The 17,635-nt window shown below is 44.8% G+C and carries 14 protein-coding genes and 1 pseudogene; 9 read left to right on the plus strand and 6 right to left on the minus strand.

Annotation, left to right across the window (positions count from 1 at the left end):
- Positions 1-899 (plus strand): abortive infection family protein (locus tag AS194_RS10825; protein ID WP_058025528.1); only part of this gene is annotated, 899 nt, incomplete at its 5' end.
- A gap of 218 nt (positions 900-1,117) precedes the next feature.
- Here the strand turns inward: AS194_RS10825 and guaA are convergent.
- Positions 1,118-2,728 carry a glutamine-hydrolyzing GMP synthase gene (gene guaA, locus AS194_RS10830; protein WP_058025529.1) on the minus strand — a complete coding sequence of 537 codons (1,611 nt, stop codon included), beginning with the start codon at positions 2,726-2,728 and terminating at the stop codon, positions 1,118-1,120.
- A gap of 267 nt (positions 2,729-2,995) precedes the next feature.
- Here guaA and AS194_RS10835 point away from each other — a divergent pair, with 267 nt between their 5' ends.
- The 7 genes and pseudogenes from AS194_RS10835 to AS194_RS10860 all read left to right on the plus strand — a co-directional run bounded on the left by AS194_RS10835 (position 2,996) and on the right by AS194_RS10860 (position 10,183).
- Entirely contained in the window at positions 2,996-3,442 is a 447-nt protein-coding gene (locus tag AS194_RS10835; RefSeq protein WP_083499676.1) for an MgtC/SapB family protein, read from the plus strand.
- Positions 3,443-4,187: 745 nt separating this feature from the next.
- Positions 4,188-4,427, plus strand: a complete 240-nt coding sequence (locus tag AS194_RS10840) for a hypothetical protein (RefSeq protein ID WP_227511637.1) — start codon at positions 4,188-4,190, stop codon at positions 4,425-4,427.
- Positions 4,409-4,504, plus strand: a pseudogene (locus AS194_RS13725) (hypothetical protein); the annotation flags it as partial. The gene AS194_RS10840 and the pseudogene AS194_RS13725, both read left to right, overlap by 19 nt.
- Positions 4,505-5,031: 527 nt before the next feature.
- Entirely contained in the window at positions 5,032-6,639 is a 1,608-nt protein-coding gene (locus tag AS194_RS10845; RefSeq protein ID WP_058025531.1) for a glycosyltransferase family 2 protein, read from the plus strand.
- Between the two features lie 123 nt (positions 6,640-6,762).
- The gene (locus tag AS194_RS10850; RefSeq protein WP_058025532.1) at positions 6,763-8,034 is read left to right on the plus strand and encodes a glycosyltransferase; all 1,272 of its coding nucleotides are present in this window, start codon (positions 6,763-6,765) and stop codon (positions 8,032-8,034) included.
- Positions 8,035-8,037: 3 nt separating this feature from the next.
- Entirely contained in the window at positions 8,038-9,192 is a 1,155-nt protein-coding gene (locus tag AS194_RS10855; RefSeq protein WP_058025533.1) for a hypothetical protein, read from the plus strand.
- Between the two features lie 31 nt (positions 9,193-9,223).
- On the plus strand, positions 9,224-10,183 hold the full coding sequence (locus AS194_RS10860; RefSeq protein WP_058025534.1) for a glycosyltransferase family 2 protein: 960 nt from the start codon (positions 9,224-9,226) through the stop codon (positions 10,181-10,183).
- A 271-nt stretch (positions 10,184-10,454) separates the two neighbouring features.
- On the opposite strand, the gene AS194_RS10865 is transcribed toward AS194_RS10860, so the two are convergent.
- Positions 10,455-11,048, minus strand: coding sequence for a hypothetical protein (locus AS194_RS10865; protein ID WP_058025535.1), 594 nt, complete (start codon positions 11,046-11,048; stop codon positions 10,455-10,457).
- An 83-nt stretch (positions 11,049-11,131) separates the two neighbouring features.
- Complete coding sequence (locus AS194_RS10870; RefSeq protein WP_058025536.1) at positions 11,132-12,298, minus strand: MalY/PatB family protein; 1,167 nt, start codon at positions 12,296-12,298, stop codon at positions 11,132-11,134.
- 180 nt (positions 12,299-12,478) lie between these two features.
- Between AS194_RS10870 and AS194_RS10875 the strand changes: the two genes are divergently transcribed.
- Positions 12,479-12,976 (plus strand): cupin domain-containing protein, encoded by a 498-nt coding sequence (locus AS194_RS10875; RefSeq protein ID WP_083499678.1) that lies wholly within the window; start codon positions 12,479-12,481, stop codon positions 12,974-12,976.
- 203 nt (positions 12,977-13,179) lie between these two features.
- Here AS194_RS10875 and AS194_RS10880 read toward each other — a convergent pair whose 3' ends face one another.
- The 3 genes from AS194_RS10880 to AS194_RS10890 all read right to left on the minus strand — a co-directional run bounded on the left by AS194_RS10880 (position 13,180) and on the right by AS194_RS10890 (position 17,572).
- On the minus strand, positions 13,180-14,574 hold the full coding sequence (locus tag AS194_RS10880) for a 5-methylcytosine restriction system specificity protein McrC (RefSeq protein WP_058025538.1): 1,395 nt from the start codon (positions 14,572-14,574) through the stop codon (positions 13,180-13,182).
- On the minus strand, positions 14,555-16,705 hold the full coding sequence (locus tag AS194_RS13830) for an McrB family protein (RefSeq protein WP_058025539.1): 2,151 nt from the start codon (positions 16,703-16,705) through the stop codon (positions 14,555-14,557). Before AS194_RS13830 ends, AS194_RS10880 begins: the two co-directional genes overlap by 20 nt.
- Before the next feature lie 66 nt (positions 16,706-16,771).
- Positions 16,772-17,572 (minus strand): crotonase/enoyl-CoA hydratase family protein, encoded by an 801-nt coding sequence (locus tag AS194_RS10890; protein WP_058025540.1) that lies wholly within the window; start codon positions 17,570-17,572, stop codon positions 16,772-16,774.
- Positions 17,573-17,635 lie beyond the last annotated feature (63 nt).

The following is a 17,635-nucleotide window of genomic DNA, read 5'->3' on the forward strand; positions in this document are numbered from 1 at the left end:
ATAATTTTGCTTATCTAGGACAGCCCCTAAATTTATACAACACGGAGTATTTGATGCCACTTCAAATGGCTAGCGAGCTTAGATTTCCAATGGGCGCAACAACAGCTTTAAGTGATAATGCTGTAAATGATTTTATGGTACTACTTGGGAGAATTTCAGGGCCTACAAGTCGATACCAGATAGTTGAAGTATTAAAGCAATATTTTTGTAAAGCGTCGGGAAGTTACTATGCACGCAGCTCTTCTCTAGATTGGGCAGAATCTGACATGATTACTCAAGCATATGATGCAGCTAAAGACGCACCTAACTTTATAGCAGCTATATATGAGGCTTTAGAAGAACTAGAACGTAAAAATGCTGCTGTACCGAAAGTACAACATATTAATCAGATTTTGAAAAACAACAATGCTCAGTATGAAATTATTGGTGATCAATTAATCCAAAATGCAGGGAATGTGTCTACTCCAGAATTTAGTCAGTCCGTATCAACTACGGTAATGAGAGCTTTAGGTGATGCAAAGGCTTTGATAGGAACTGTAGATTCATCTAGCGCAATTGATCGCGCTCATACAGCGCTTCATGGTTACTTAGTACAACTTTGTATAGACAACAGTATCAATCTGCCAGATGATCCGACAGTATCTAAAGCTTTTAAAGAGCTTAGAAGCTTTCATCCTGCGTTACAAGCTTCTGGCAACAGGTCTGAGGAAATTACTAGAGTCTTACAGTCTTTTGCTAATTCAATTGATGCTTTTTCTACCTTAAGAAACAAAGCTAGTCTTTCCCATGTGAATGAACTTTTAGATGTGCCAGAAGCAACAGCTACAGTTAATGCAATGTATACTATATTTAGATATATACAGGATTCCATGCACAGAAAAAGTATTGAACTTATTTGATCTTGAAAGTAGATTTTCAAACCAAAAAAAACACCCAAACAAGTTGAGTGCTTTTTTATTGACGGCAAACTGTATATCAATTCAAAAAAACTGAGTTGAAAAGCTACTTAGATAAGTTTACGTAGTCTAAGATGGTAACAAGGCAACCGAGCGCAGATAGTACGTGTTTGTACATCTAGCGAGGTTAACACCATTACCGTTTAGAATACTTAAACGATTTATTCCCACTCAATCGTTGCAGGCGGCTTGCTCGACACATCATAAGTCACACGTGATACTTCAGCGATTTCATTCATAATGCGGTTCGATACTGTCTCGATCAAATCATATGGCAGATGCGCAAAGCGAGCCGTCATAAAGTCTACGGTCTCAACTGCACGTAGCGCGATTACCCATGCATAGCGGCGACCATCACCGACCACGCCGACAGATTTGATTGGTTGGAATACCGCAAAGGCTTGCGCGGTCTTGTCATACCAGCCAGAGCGCTCCAGCTCCTGCATAAAGATAGCATCGGCAAGACGCAGGATATCAGCGTATTCTTTTTTCACTTCACCAAGGATTCGCACGCCCAAACCTGGACCTGGGAACGGATGACGATAGATCATCTTCTCTGGTAGACCTAAAGTGATACCCAGTTTACGCACTTCATCTTTAAATAGATCGCGTAACGGCTCAACCAATTCAAACGCCAAGTCATCTGGCAAACCGCCAACGTTATGGTGGCTCTTAATGACGTGTGCTTTACCTTGATGTGACTTAGCAGATTCGATCACGTCTGGGTAAATCGTACCCTGTGCTAAGAACTCAACAACTTTACCATCGCTCTGCTCGCTCACTTGACGCGCACTATCAGCGAATACGTCGATGAAGGTTTTACCAATGATTTTGCGTTTTTTCTCTGGATCAGACTCGCCTGCTAGCGCATCTAAGAACAAATCTTCGGCATCAACACGGATGACTTTTACGCCCATATTTTCTGCAAAAACTTGCATGACCTGATCACCTTCGTGTAGACGCAAGAGACCATTATCCACAAACACACAAGTCAGCTGATCGCCAATGGCTTTGTGCAATAGTGCTGCAACGACTGAGCTGTCCACGCCGCCCGATAGTCCGAGCAATACTTGCTTGTCACCGATTTGCTCTTTGAGCTGCGCAATACGCATATCAGCGATATTGTCTGGCGTCCACTCACCAGCACAATCGCAAATCTGATGGACAAAACGACCTAGCAGCGCTTGACCTTGTAGGGTGTGCGTCACTTCTGGGTGGAACTGTAGACCGTAGTATTGCTTGTCATCATTAGCCATAATCGCAATCGGGCAGCTTGGCGTACTAGCAACGATGTCAAAGCCTTCAGGCGCTTCGATGACTTTATCACCATGGCTCATCCAAACGTTTAGCTTGGCAGCCGCGCCGTCAGTCTTGCTGTCTTCGATACCGTCAGTCAGCTGCGAGTGACCATTTACTTCGATGGTCGCCGCACCAAACTCATGAATATCACTGGCATGAACCTGCCCGCCAAAACGATCTGCCATCGCTTGCATACCGTAGCAAATACCCAATACAGGCACGCCTAGGTCAAACACCGCGTCATTGATACGCGGGCTGTTATCTGCATGGACGCTCTCAGGGCCACCCGATAAGATGACGCCTTTTGCGCCAAAATCGATGATACGCTGAGTGTCGATGTCATAAGGGAACATCTCACAAAATACCCCAGAATCGCGCACACGGCGGGCGATTAACTGACTGTATTGCGAGCCAAAATCGAGGATTAAAATGCGGTCTTGCTTGATAGTTGGCGTCGATGATGCGGTCGTCATAAGGTGAGTATCCATCAATAAAAAATTGGTGCTCTATTTTAACAAGTTTCGGGGCAATGATGGCGATTGACGTGCGGTTTATTCGCAACTATTTTATTAGTGACTTACATTTAGAATGGGTAGTCCTACCACTGCATACCAAATATGGCATCTCATGATCATTATATGGTATAAAAAGTATAGTACGATGACATGGACATTGTTATCGTGGATGCTGTTATCGTGCAAGTGTGCGATATGCGTGCGATATGGAAGGAACTTTACATTATGTTCGCGTTTGATCTAAACCTCAAACTGCTGGCCTATCACGCCATGCAGCTGAGTATCGCCTTTATCCTGTCGCTGCCCATTGCGCTCAATCGTGAGTTTCAAGACAATGGCGCAGGCCTGCGTACTTTTCCTTTGGTTACCATTGCCTCATGCGCCTTTATGCTGGTAGGGATGGACATCTACGACAGCCCCGACGCCCAAGCGCGCATTATGTATGGCATCATCACTGGCATGGGCTTCATTGGCGGCGGCGCGATTTTCAAAAACAAAGATGGCGCAAAAGGCACCGCAACGGCCGCAGGACTTTGGAACACTGGCGCGATCGGTATTTCAGTGGCTTACGCTCGCTACGAAATCGCCATTATCTTATCCGTAGTGGGATTTTTAATATTGCAATTTTCCACACCATTTAAAACCAAAGCCAAGCATAAAGACAAATCTTAATTCTTTCTACTCTTTGACTTGCCAACCATCTACTTTAGCTTCAGACAGAATATCATCTGCTAACCACCCCTTTTTCAGTAATCTTAACTTCAATTTACCACGCTACTCTCTTTTGATTACTTTCCTGCACGTATTTTAGCGCTATTAAATATTATTTATTTTACAGCCCTTGCTATTAAGTATTTTGACACAGGCCAATGCTCATAAAGGCTTGAAATCCCTTACGATAATTACTTGTTTTTTGTTGAATAATTTGGCTGTAACTTTTTGAAAGTAGACGTTAATTATCAATCAAACTTTGTTACATAATCATGTAGATTATAAACGTGGATGCCCAAAACACCAGTGAAACAGATGGGCAAGCGGCGTATTGCCTTGTGAAAAAATAAGCGATTTTAACAGCTTATACTATTGGCTTATTCACTCGACTGGTATTGTCACAGCAGGGTAGCGAGTAGACTAATTGTGATATTGCTATATTGAGACTCGGTAACACCATTAAGACTTGCCTGCCTCATAAATAGCCTTATAGGCAGATAATTGTTGGTTTTTTATAATAATGAAAGTCAATAACCCATTCAATAATAATGGTGCTACCGTATTTTTTATCGACACCATCAAGCCCTAACGCTTCTAAAAAAAGGATGAAGAAATGAAAGATATGGACTTCTTACCTCGCTCTGCTCTAAAACTTAGTACTCTCACTTTAGCCATTGCCGCCGCCTCTTTTGCCACTACCAGCACCATGGCAGCTGAATGTCTGCTCAATGATGCAAATGACACTACCACGACATTAGGAGCAACCAGTAACGGCGATAGCGCACTGGCTATCGGTGAAAATGCGGACGCACAAACCGACTTTTCTACCGCGATTGGTAATGAAACTATCGCTAACGGTACCGACGCCTTAGCCATTGGGACACTGCCAATGCAAATGGCAATTCAACCACTGCGGTCGGCGGTGAGTCTGTGGCGACAGGCCTAGGCGCGACCGCTATCGGCTGGCAATCTGATGCAAATGCAGAGCGCGCGCAAGCATTTTTGGCGCGCGGGGTGGGGTGACTTTTGCTTGGTAAGCAGTTGTAATACCGTATGACATTAGGGCGTGTCCCTAATTCAAGCGTTTATGACTAAATGGGCTAAAAATGGCTAAATCTTTGGTAAACGGTGTCAAATAGCTGGCCAATATCTTGATATTACCTGCGCTATTTTCCTTGTTTGCCTGCAATTTATCTCATTTTTATCACCATTTTTAAAATAGGGACACGCCCTAGCAAAACAATCTCGCTACGGCGGGATTTTTTTGTGATTATATTTCATTATTTTTCGCCAGTTATCCTTTTATACAGACTCCTCGTCTCTATATTTTCGGTGCTTAACTAAATTTCTTAAGTTAATGACTGAAAAACTTACGTAACATTACGAGATAGCGCAGAAACTAACACTTAATAATCAATATGTTACCAAGCTTTGTATTACTATGAATTTGTTCTCTCAAGCGCCAATTAAATATTTCATTAAAACCAAAGCGCTATTTGCTGGCCCTGTTTCCATCGTCCACAGCTCGATAACGATAAGAATAAAAGATTATGACTCCTTTAACGCCTGCGTCTCGTATGATGCACGGTGTGCAAGATACTGTTTTTGCGCCCGCATCATCTCAGTCGACTGCTGCCACGATTGCCTTTAGCTTCCAGCTAATGACACGAGCGGAGCCACCTGAGATTGTGATTGCAACCATTAAGTCGTTATTGGCTGTCAAACAGGCAGTGGATGAAATCTTAATTATTGATAATAACCATACGGATAAATCTCTTTATCAACCATTGGCCGCCTTTTGTGAATCGCTAGATGCCGCGCTCAACGTGCGCTTTTATCATATTGATGAGATTGCAGGCTACAAAGCGGGTGCGCTTAACTTGGCGCTGGCGTGGATGGACAGACGCTGTAGTCATATCGTGGTGGTGGATAGCGATTACGAAGCATTGCCGCATGCCCGTGAGGCGATGGTACAAGCCATTAACGACTATCCTGAGCATACACTATTACAGTTTCCGCAGTTTTATCGCAGCGCCCATCTTGAGGACATTCACAGCGAGCTAAATCATTACTTTAACCATCACCTATATCAGCCGCGCAATCGTATGCGCGCCTTATCGACAGGCACCTATGCGGTCATTCGCCGTCGTGATTTGCAGCAGCTGGGCGGTTGGTCGGGCGCATCAATCACCGAAGACGCGCAGATGGGAGTGCTCATGCATCAGCATGATATGCGTAGCGCCTTTATTCCTACAGTGATTGCAACAGGACTGCTGCCCGCAACCTTGTGTGATTTATTGGCACAGCGTCAGCGCTGGGTATATGGCAATATGCAGATTTTTTGTCGCTATCTTGCCACGCCATTGTTACGTCGTCTGCATCCGATGTATGCCGCGAGTATGGCGACAACCAAACACGGCAAAGCTGAGCAGCGCCGCTATCAGCGCGCGCACTTGTCGCAGCTTAGTGCATGGGTCAATGGCACAGGGATTTTAATCCTGCTTCAGCTTATCACCGTGATGGTAATGGCGCTCACCTTGATAGTGGGCCATGACAGCACATGGGCGTTACCGATTTTGGCTGTCATCTATACAGGTTACGGCGTATTTTTACTGCGCCGTTTATGGGCGTATTTGCGCGACCAAGCGCCACTCACCCAGCAAATGCAGCGCGGCTATCGACACACCATCGCCAAACGCATACGCACATGGCTGATGCATTTAAACTTTTGGGAAGTGGGTGCGCTGTGCTGGTTGCCTGTATTGTGGGGACGACAAAAACCCTTTGTGTGTACCCCAAAAATCGCTCCTGATGCCACGCAATCAGCGCTAAAGCACGCCAATCGCCGTGCCTTACCCAAATTACTATTGATGTTAAATGCACTCACTGCCCTACTAGTATCACCGCTGTCTGCGGCCTATTCCCCGATATTATTTGCCTGCGCGCTCACCGTCTTTGGTTTAAAACTCATTGCCGCAAGACTTGCCTTAGCCAATTACAGCGCTGCCAGTGAAGCCGAGTACCTGCTTTCTTTACCAGAACCATCAGCACCTTTTCCCTTATTAAATACAGAATATGTAAAACCACTAAACATTCAAAAAATGCCCTTTATCGAGACGACTGATCGCGTACAAGATAAGCAGACCATCAACTTTTAACCTTGATTTTACTTTTTATTTTGCGCACATTTTTGTACTGACTTTTATCTTTATTTTAAATAACAACAACCATAACAGCGGCGGCCATAACGATGACGAATAAACACCGCCATAGGAAATATTATGACCCCTTTATCTTTACCCACTGCTTCTGTCACGCCGCAAAAGCGACCCTTACGCATTGCTATCATTGCGCATTCTTTATACCCGATTGCTGAGCCTTACGCAGGCGGGCTTGAGATGATTACGCATCTGCTGTGTGACAAGCTGGTTGCGGCGGGGCACGAGGTGCTGCTTTACGCGCATGCTGACAGTCAGACGGAGGCGACCCTTGTACCGCTATTGTCGCGTCAAGAATTTGAGACGATGGTCTATCCAAATGAGCATGAGTCGGTGGCGATGGGGCGCGAGGAGATGTACCAATACCTCACCTATCAACATGCGCTACGCGATATCATCGAGCGTGACGGACGCGGCGAGATTGATGTGGTACACAATCACAGCTTGCATCATATTCCGATGATGATGGGTCAGGTCTTTGGCAAGCGCTTTTTTACCACTTTTCATACGCCGATTTTTCCGCATCTGCGTTTGGCATTATTGACCTTAAAATTGGGCACCGATACGCAATTTACCTCGATCAGTACCTGTCAGCAAAAACTGTTTGCCGAGTTTGTGCCATCTAAAGTGGTGTATAACGGTATTGATGTGGACTCTTTTGACGCGCAACTTGAGGCCATCGATGACGAAGTGTATCTGTGGTACGGACGTATCTGCCCTGAAAAAGGCACGCATTTGGCAATGCAATATTGCTTGGCGGCGGGCAAACGCCTGATTATCGCAGGCCCCAAAAGCAATGCACAGTATTTTGAGCAACATGTCGCGCCGTTATTACTCCAAGACAAGCAGCAAGGCAGCGATTTGCTCGATTATGTCGGTCACAAAACCAAAGCAGAGATTAACTGCTACTTGAGTCAAGCGACGGCGATGCTGTTTACCAGTACGTGGGATGAGCCGTATGGGTTGATATTGGCAGAGAGTCTCGCCTGTGGCACGCCTGTGATTGGCTTTGATGTGGGTGCGTGCGCGGAGATTGTCACGTCTGAAACGGGCATTGTGGTCGCTAAAGAAGACAAAGCCGCCTTTATCAAAGCCTTTGATAATATCAAAACCATCTCACGGGCGGCGTGCCGTGCGCGTGCCAAGTTATTTTGTGCCGATACCGCGATGGTCGATGGCTATTTAGACTTGTATTATCAAACGCTGACGCCAGAACAACAATCGCTGTCCACAGCGCAAAAGCCCAGTGCTGCCACGCCCAAGCATTTATCTTCGATGCCACCACCACAAGCGACGCCAAGTCTCGACACCTTGCCACAGCACGCCGAGGGTTAAGGGATGCGCATCGGCTATTACGCCCATCATCACGGCTCGGGGCATTGTCGGCAGGCGGACAAGCTGGCGGCGCTGTTGCCTGAGCCTGTGCGCGCGCAGTTCACGGTTTTTACCAGCGTGTCTGCGGCGGACTATAGCTTTAGCAATATCAGTGAAGCGCAAGTCGTCCGCCTCGCGCCTGAAGATGAGCGCGCAGACGATGTGCTCAAAGGGCGTGCGGGACAATATTGGCAGCCTGAGAGCTTACACTATTCCCCTGTCGGCAGTCGCGACATTCAAGCGCGCAGTTATCAGCTGATACAGGCACTAGACGCGCGGCAGATTGATCTGATGATCATCGATGTCAGTGTAGAGATCGCCATGCTGTGTCGCACGATCAGTATGCCCTATCTGTACGTGCGCCTGACTGGCGTGCGGGACGATACGCCGCACGTAGAGGCTTTTAAAGGGGCGCTGGCAATGCTTGCACCGTATCCGCGTGCGCTTGAAGCGATAGACACGCCTGCATGGATGCCAAAGAAAAGTCTGTATTTGGACTTTATAAGCACAGTGCCCAACACGGAGTTGACCCGTTCCGAGTTTTTGACGTTACTCAATAATTTAACAGACGATGCTACGCCGTATCGTGAGGGCGCGCCTATTATCACGGTGATTAAAGGCTATGGAGGACACCAAGCCATCGATGCGTGCCTGCCCACATTGCGTGAGCTATTGCCCGATGCCTTTATCATCTCGCTCGGTCCTATTGACGATGACATGCGCCATTTGGTCGATATTGCCACACAGGTCAAAGACGTGCGCCCCTTTATCATTCATAGCGATACGCTATTGATGGCGTGCGGGCTGAACAGCATCGCGCAAGTCTATTACGAGCAGACGCCCATTATCGTACAGCCTGATGCGCGCCCGCATGACGAGCAAGTCGCCACCGCCAATTCCTTGATTGCGCAAGGTCGGGCGCTCAGCTGGGATGATTTTTGTAAAACAATGCAAAATAATAACGGGCAGCTGCCTACGCCGACCGCTACCCTGCAAACAGTGCCTGATTTGGACACGTCGGCTGCCGCATTGATGCACAGCTTTGGCGACTATGACGATACCAAGGCATGGTTTTACGAGTGGCTGTTGCCCAAACTTGAGCTGCGTCCTGAGCGTTAATATTCATTTAATAATAAGAAAAACTAAGCCTATGATGCACCACGACAAAGCCTCCCCGAAGCGACCGACCGCGCCTGTGAGCGTCATCACTACCTGCTATGGACGCAACACGCACTTATACAATCTGCTTGCCGCGCTTGCCAACAGCAGTACGCCACCCGCCGAAGTCGTCATTGTCAATGACGACGCCGACCCTGAGCGCCTAAACGAATACGCGCTGAACATCGTACAGATTCCGACCACGAATGATGGCAACGATAAGCAAGCGCGCTTTGATATCGGGCACAATCGCAATATCGGCGCCACGCACGCCAGCCATGATGCGCTGATATTCTTAGATGTCGATTGTCTGGTTGCGGCGGACAGCATCGCTGGACTGTATAGCAAACTCATGGCGCACCCTGAGGCGCTACTGATGGGACAGCCCAAATATCTAACGCGCACGCTATCAACCGCCGAGTCGGCAGCGCTGGCAGCAGATATGCTGAATGATGCCGCGCTAGATGCGCTCTCGGTATATAACCCTTACCGTCCCAACTTTGCGCCCACAGAATCACTTGCGCCCGCCGCGATGACGCAGACCGAGGACTTTGGCGCGTTTTGGAGCTTGTGCTTTGCCATCACGCGCCAGCAGTTTGAGGCGCTTGGCGGCTTTGACACCGCTTATGTCGGCTACGGCGCGGAGGACACCGATTTTGCGTTTCGCGCCCGCGCGTGCGGCATGCCGTTTTATCTGACTGCCGAAATCGTCTACCACCAGCAGCATGGCGTCTGCCGTCCGCCGCTGAACCACTTGGACAGCATCGTTATCAATGCCAATCGTTTTTATGATCAGTGGCAACATTGGCCTATGGGCGGCTGGCTGGGTGAGTTTGCCGAGCTTGGCTTGATTGAGTGGCAAGCGGCGCAGACAGCACCGATTACGCTGCTGCGTGCACCTACAGAGAGTGAGCTGGAAAAAGCGCATTGTCCTGATGCGCCGTTTGTTTAAGTGTGGTTTTATTTGTGCGTGGTGGGCGAGCTTGGCACAAAAGTGAAAGCGCCCAAACATTACCTGAGCTCAAGCCTGCATGGTAAGCTATCTCCGATAGAGTAAGGGTATAGATATTAATGTTCAATGGTTATGACCGATTGAGCTTTGGTGTGATAAGTATTTTTAGCTTAGAAGTGGTTGAAAATTTAGACCATACTATTTTGTACAATTCAACATACATTCGCAGCTAGTTGTAGGAGAGTTGAAAAATTCCGAGGAAATGCACATCTTAAACTTTGTCCGAGTTTGCGACAAAGTAATTATAGTATTTTTGCGCCTCATCCTCTGAACCTAACGCAACGACAATAAGCATTTGAAGACCCCATACTGGACCTGGAGTAACCTGCTCTAAATCTAGATCTTCAGGATAAGCCTCTGGGTCTATTGCCATATCTAGGTTTACAAACCACCAAATCTCTATCTTTTTCAATAAACCGACCATTTCTTCAAAAGTTTCTGTGACATCAAAGTCAATCCCAGACGAAGCAAATGCTAACATTTCATGAGCTAAGGTGTTACGGCACCTTTTGATATACTCAAATTTCTCTAAATCTTCATCATCAATGGCACCCATATCTCGTAGCCACGTTAAAGATGCATAGAGTCGGCTTCTATTCAAGACAAGCACCTTTTCTTTATACTCAGCGCTAACAATCATTCCATTTTTATCGAACCCATTAGTAAAAAAGCCTTTTATCTTTTCAACAATACTATTCTTGAGCATCTCGAAGCCCATCGAAAATATAGAGGCTGTAATGATATTTTTTTTAAGCGTCCTGGGGTGAAGTACACGCTCCCATGATGCTTTAACTTTTTCATCCATGTTTGATCTCGATTAATAGAATCAATAGTTTGCTTGTTTCACTAGGTCAGCAATAAGGCATTGCCCATTTTCTCAATAATGTCTTAATTTCCCAACCTCTCAAACGCCATCACCATCCGCGCCAAACCCGCTTCTAACAGCATACGCGGGCAGGCAACATTGATACGCATTTTGAGATGTCCTTCCTCACCATATTTGATTCCAGCATTGAGCTCCACTTTCGCCGCACGTAAAATATCATAAAGCTGCTCGTCGTCTTGACTATATGCTGAGCAATCCAGCCAAATCAGATAGGACGCTTCTGGGCGCATGACTTTAATTTTAGGCAACTTATCCGCCAAAAACTCTAAGGTAAACTCAATATTGTCCTCAATATAGGCAAGCAGTTGCGCCAGCCATTCACCGCCCTCGTTATAGGCGCTTTGCATCGCGGCATAGGCGAACATGTTGAGCTCATACTCATCGTTTAGATGCTGCTGGGCGTCAATTTTTTCTATCAGCGCGACATCCTTAGCAAAAATCAGCGAGCCTTTAATCCCCGCAATATTAAATGTCTTGGTCATCGAGGTCAGGCTCACCACTTTGTGCTCATACCCTTGTGCCAATGTTAAAAACGGTGTAAAGGTATGCCCACGCAAGGTCAAATCCTGATGAATCTCATCACTGACGATTGCCACATCATACTTTTTGCACAAGTCTAGCACCGCATTCAGCTCGTCCGCCGTCCACACGCGCCCGCCTGGATTGTGCGGATTGCAGACTAAATATAGCTTCACATCATGCTCGATAATCTTGGCTTCGATATCAGCCAAATCTAAATGATATTTACCCTCGCTCTCTTGTAACGATGAGGTGATGAGCGTGCGACCATTTTGCTCAACCTTACTCATAAATGGCGCATAGATAGGATCATTGACCAGCACCGCATCCCCTACCTCGGTAAAGACGTTCATCATCAGCGCTAAGCTTGGGACGACACCCGGGGAAAACAAAATATTTTCTTTAGCAAGCGGTAACTCATAGCGACTGCCATGCCACTCGATAATGGCATCATATAGCGCATCAGTAGGTTTGGTATAGCCCAATATGCCATGCTGTACGGCTTGCTCAATCGCGTTTAAGATAGGCGGTGCGGCCTTAAAATCCATATCCGCCACCCACAGCGGAATCGTATCATCGCTATAGTGCCATTTAAGCGACCCCGTACCACGTCTATCGATGACCTCATCAAAGTTATACAACACCCGCATTCCCCTTCATTTAAAATAATGGTTCAGAGTACAACAGGAATGGCGTCATCAACAATCGCTTTATGCAGGATATATAAAGCCGCTATCTGATTATCAACATCACGCCTATCTCGTCCCTTTTAAAACCTGTTACTATTGGCTAATAGTGGTATACACTCAAAGCATCAATCAAGGAGACCGATGATGACGACACCAGAACAAAAGCCGCCTAAGGACACGCAAGCATACGTCTTGACCAAATCCGATATCGATAACACGCCTGAGACTAAGCATATCCACCAGTTCAATGAGCACGCTATCCGCCATACGGTGTCGCTCAGTGATATCGTTGGTCTGACCAAGTTTGGCCTGCACCTCGTACGGGTGGAAGCGGGAGATGAGACGACGACCCATCACTATCATGAAGAGTCGGATGAGTTCATTTATGTACTGTCAGGTGAGCTGTCGCTGCGCTATGGTGATGAGCATTATGAGCTGAGTGCTGGAGATTTTGTCGGTTTCCCTGCGCATGGCGCGGCGCACTCGATGCGCAATGAGAGCGATGCCGATGCTACCTACTTGATGGGTGGCAGCCGACCAGCGATTGATATTACCCTGTATCCAGAGATCGACCGTAAGATGTATAAGATCCATGGCAAAAAAGAGTATGTGGATTTGGAAGATCTGGGTGAGGTTTGAGCTGTATAGTGGTGAAAAGTAGCCAATCCTGCCATCCGCTATTATCTGCTTATCTAGGCGTGGCGAGGCTACGTTTTGGGTCATTCCTGTTTAGTCACGATACTGCCCCAAAACCTAGCCTTCGCAACACGCTTATCCAAGTAGGATAGGCGCTACTGTCAGGGCTAAAAAGCTTCTCAAAATGACTCTTGTATGATTACAAACTATTCATTATTACTTTTCTCAGAAGACAGCTCTTTAATAGCATTAATCAGCTTAGTTTCATTCTCAGCAATAGCGTTTTTAAATGCTTGGTAGCTTGTGACTTCTTGTGGAATTGCTAATTTAAATTTGTAGATACTGCCACCGAAGCCATTAAGTAATCCCATCTTCAAGTCTAAATTTGTCGTTTCACTTGGGGCAATATAGCCACCAATACTTGCTTTATATAAAAACAAATACGAAAGTAATTGGTTTAGGTCGTCACGATTAATTTCATTATTTTTCATACGCTTATATTTAGCGTCTAAAATAATACGACTGTCTTTAATAAAATCAGGATAACGACGCACGTTATTCCCTGAAAGCTTTTGAACATATACCTTGATACCACCTTGTTGAGTATTGTTAGTGGGATGGTCATATCCAATTGGATGTAACAGCGTGTTGAGGTACTCCTCCCATAACCACGCTCCATCAAACAAAATGCCATGAGCCTTATCATCGTTGTTAGCGTATTTCAGACCTTCATAACGTAAAATTTGCAGACAGATTTTTTGCAAGCCACTATATTCCATAAAGTAAGGATGGACAAAGGGCTTACGGTTAGTATTGATGATAGTATATCGATCGCGTGCATGATATGACGGCGTATGCTGGACAATCAGATTGATAAAATCAAGTGTTTCGCTGTCGCTATGTAACACACCTCTTAGGTTAGGTTGTTGTTTAATAAACTCTATAGTGTGTCGAATAAGCTGTGATATTGGGTTATCAAAACTATGCTCGCGCACACTGTAGGCAACGTTACCTCTAAACGGTAAGTTTCTCTGTACATGAGTTTTAATATCGATAGTACCTTTAAGGTTACTATCATTATAGGTTTTCTTTTGATACTCCTTATATAAGCCCTGTGAAAGGGCTTTTTTAAGAAAATAAGGAAACAAATATACCAAAAAATCAAATAGGTTAGTTTGATTTCGGCTATGTTTTAAGTCGAACAAGTTAATACACAATACTTTTTGCAGCATATAATGTAGAAAATAATCTTCTTCAATAACCTCTTCTTGATTGGATTGGGCATCACTATCGATAACAGAAGCCCGAGCAAAACGGGACTGAATTTTTAACTGTGTATCTTTCACACCAATAAAGCCCATGACGTTGCCTGTCTCTAAAACGGTCTGAAATTCATTCACCTTTAATTCAAAAGTTGGCCTACTGGCAATATCGTCTTCGTTGTCTTCAAAATGAGCGGGGAAAATCAATAAATTGGGGTATGCGGTCACTAGCTCGCCAATACTTTTACTAGCGAGTAGTGATAAATCAGCTATAACTTTATTAACGTTTGGCTCATTAGATTCTAAAATTAATGAGGTATTATCCGTCGTTACGATCATTACCAAACCCTAACTGTAGATTATAAGCATCTTTTAATCCTTGAATCTGTTGCTCAGCATCAGGATAACCACGTATATATTCAAAAAGTAGCGACTCTAAATGATATGTCCATAACTTATCAAAATCGCCATCATAGTTGGTAAGTTTTAGGAAGTAAGATGGGCCAACATGATAAGCAGAACTCAACCCTTGCACGGATTCGATAGTCTTGTTTAAATCCGTTAGGCGCTGTTTAGCTTCCTCTGCCCAATCATCAATTTGACCTTCCCACATAGATAGTCGATCTGCTGATTTAATTTCTTTCCATGCAAAACGGCGGCGCATAGCAAAATCAAAAGATTCAACACTACGGTCGATATCATTCATAGTGCCGATGATATAGACGTTATCTGGTATATAAAAGCCTTTTTTGAATACATCTTCGTTCGTTTGCAAATTGGCGTATTGAGTAGTGACTCTACCACTCTCCCCTCGATAGCCAGGGTCAATAGAGAAGAAAAGCTCACCCAATACTTTAGAGATTTCAGCACGATTAATCTCATCTAAGATAATAATAAATTTTTTGCTTTTATCACCCGTATCAGACATTCTGAGATCATAATTTTCTTCGATATAGTCGCATACTGAAGTTAAGTACGGTTTCCAGCGTAATGACTTACCTGTTTCTAAATAATTTTGTATTAAGGGCTTGGTTAAAGTGATTTGCCGCTGTGTTTCGCTCGAAAGAACTGCTGTAATATTTTCGCGTGAATTGACAATAATACTAAATGGACTTTCGCGACTTGGCGTTGTCAGGTCTATAGAGCTTTCGGATATATCATCTATAAATCTTTGATAAACCTCTTCAAAATTACTTAACTGTTGATTGTTTTGGTATTTTAGTGCTTCTTTACAGAAATTTTTAAAGCTTCCATCTCGTAGCTCAAAACCAACTTCTCCATTTTCATTTTGAATAGGTCGTAAGCCTTCTACAAAATCAGTATAATCATAAGATGGATGAAACTGAATGATTTTATATTCTGCACCCCATTCCTCAGCCAACGTTTTAGCTAAATAAGTTTTGCCTGTTCCGGGTGCACCTGTAAGTATGAGGTTTTTGTTAGCAAGTAATAACTCGCTTATCTCTTGCAGCAAGGGACTGGTAATCGGTTGCTGGACCTCTTGTGCAACTTCATCACTGTTCACTCTTAATTTATTGGTCAACTCATAAACTTTTTTATAAACTTCAAACAAACCTCCTTTGAGGTCATTAATGATGCTGTAGTAGTCAATCAAAGAAAGACATTTATCGTTCATTTTTATCCGACGACCGTATAAATAATATTTTCCTTTCTCAAAATCGTTTATGTCTGTAATATCATTATCTAGACTGAACCCTCTATCCTCAAGCTTAGTTATCTCATCGCTCTCTCTTAGAGATATAAAAGCTTCCATATAAGGTTTTATATATTCAAAATTAGGTCTTCGTTCACTTTCTACGTAACGAGTGTTAAACCCTAGTCCATAACCAACTACACCATCTCGTAAATAGATACGATATTGCACTTCATCAGAACCACCAACGTTGACGGCCCAATCCCTATTCTTACTCTCATAAGCGAAAAATTGCTTTGCACTATTTGGACGTTTCAGATCAGCTAAATGCTGTCTTGTTTTCACAAAGCGTGTTGCAAAGTCATAAATATCATTATTAACATATTTAATTAATGCCTCTATATCATGAATTTGAAGCATACTTTTTTGAATATAATTTAGTTCAAAAATAGCCTCTATAAGCTCATCACGTAAACGCCACTCAAACAAACCACCAGCTAGTCTTTTACCTGTCATGGTAATTAGCCACCAATTTGACGATCCATCCTCCCTTATTATCTCAAAGCGATCTAACTTACCTTGCAAGCGAGCACTAAATTGAGTAATAAATCCACTTATTGAAGTAGGATGAGTATGATATTTCTCAGCCAAATACTTACAGGTAGCTTTATGTTCTGGTTCTAAATAAAAGATACTCAGTGCAAATTTGTAGTTGTTAGACATAAAACTGTCATCCGACAGTATGTCTATCCAGTCTTGTTTAGTGACTTGAGGTGGGCAGTTATAATCACCATCCTTTACGATAATTTGTTGCAACGAGACATCCTTCTAGTAAAATTTTAATAATGGTTTTGTATGACCATACAAGAGAAAGCAAAAAAACTATTTACCAGTAAACTCAGCTTCCCTTCTCTCAACCATCGCCATCACGCCCTCTTTGGCATCTTCTGAATGAAAGAGTGGCGGCAGATAACTATGGATATTGGCCAGTGCCGTTGCGGCACCATTGCGGCTCGCATCTTGCGCGGAAGATAGCGCGCCTCTAACGCCCAGCGGCGCAGCTTTGCTGATCTCTTGTGCCAGCGTCAATGCGCGCTCGTATTCAGACCCATTTGCCACCACTTCACTGACCAAGTTCAGTCGATCAGCCGTTTGCGCATCGAATGCTTTACCCGTGAGTAGATATGGCATGGCTTTTTGCCAGCCTGCCGCCGCGACAAAGCGTACCGTCGCCCCGCCAAATGGCATAATGCCGCGCTGGACTTCCATTTGCGCAAAGTTACAGTTGTCGCTTGCGATGACCACATCACAATTGAGCATCAACTCGATAGCCACGGTAAAGCACGTGCCTTTGACCGCCACCACCACAGGTTTGGTACGTAAGCGTCCACTAATGCCCCACGGGTCAATTTGGTTGTTATCAAACTCAAACACACCATCGTTTAGCTTGTCTTGCAGCTCGACCAGATCGAGCCCAGCGGTGAAGTGATCGCCATACGCAAAGATAAGCGCACAGCGTAGATGCTCATCGTCTTCATATCGAGTCAATGCGTCAGATAGCTGGGTAATCATATGACTGTCAAAAGCATTGCGTTTATTGGCGCGGTTTAGCCCAATCAGGCAAATAGTGCCGTCTGTGTCATAAGTAATGCGGTTGTCTTGCGTAGTACTGTCCGTCGTCATGGTGATGTCCTTGTCAAAGTTATTTTTTATGAAATGAGTAGGGCGTGTTGAACATTCGACCAT

It is taken from the genome of Psychrobacter piscatorii, assembly GCF_001444505.1.
Lineage (GTDB): Bacteria > Pseudomonadota > Gammaproteobacteria > Pseudomonadales > Moraxellaceae > Psychrobacter > Psychrobacter piscatorii_B.

Excerpts from the sequence above, each read along its gene's own strand:
- guaA (WP_058025529.1), bottom strand. The coding sequence starts at position 2,728 with ATGACGACCGCATCATCGACGCCAACTATCAAGCAAGACCGCATTTTA.
- AS194_RS10835 (WP_083499676.1), top strand. The coding sequence starts at position 2,996 with ATGTTCGCGTTTGATCTAAACCTCAAACTGCTGGCCTATCACGCCATG.
- AS194_RS10840 (WP_227511637.1), top strand. The coding sequence starts at position 4,188 with ATGGCAGCTGAATGTCTGCTCAATGATGCAAATGACACTACCACGACA.
- AS194_RS10845 (WP_058025531.1), top strand. The coding sequence starts at position 5,032 with ATGACTCCTTTAACGCCTGCGTCTCGTATGATGCACGGTGTGCAAGAT.
- AS194_RS10850 (WP_058025532.1), top strand. The coding sequence starts at position 6,763 with ATGACCCCTTTATCTTTACCCACTGCTTCTGTCACGCCGCAAAAGCGA.
- AS194_RS10855 (WP_058025533.1), top strand. The coding sequence starts at position 8,038 with ATGCGCATCGGCTATTACGCCCATCATCACGGCTCGGGGCATTGTCGG.
- AS194_RS10860 (WP_058025534.1), top strand. The coding sequence starts at position 9,224 with ATGATGCACCACGACAAAGCCTCCCCGAAGCGACCGACCGCGCCTGTG.
- AS194_RS10865 (WP_058025535.1), bottom strand. The coding sequence starts at position 11,048 with ATGGATGAAAAAGTTAAAGCATCATGGGAGCGTGTACTTCACCCCAGG.
- AS194_RS10870 (WP_058025536.1), bottom strand. The coding sequence starts at position 12,298 with ATGCGGGTGTTGTATAACTTTGATGAGGTCATCGATAGACGTGGTACG.
- AS194_RS10875 (WP_083499678.1), top strand. The coding sequence starts at position 12,479 with ATGATGACGACACCAGAACAAAAGCCGCCTAAGGACACGCAAGCATAC.
- AS194_RS10880 (WP_058025538.1), bottom strand. The coding sequence starts at position 14,574 with ATGATCGTAACGACGGATAATACCTCATTAATTTTAGAATCTAATGAG.
- AS194_RS10890 (WP_058025540.1), bottom strand. The coding sequence starts at position 17,572 with ATGACGACGGACAGTACTACGCAAGACAACCGCATTACTTATGACACA.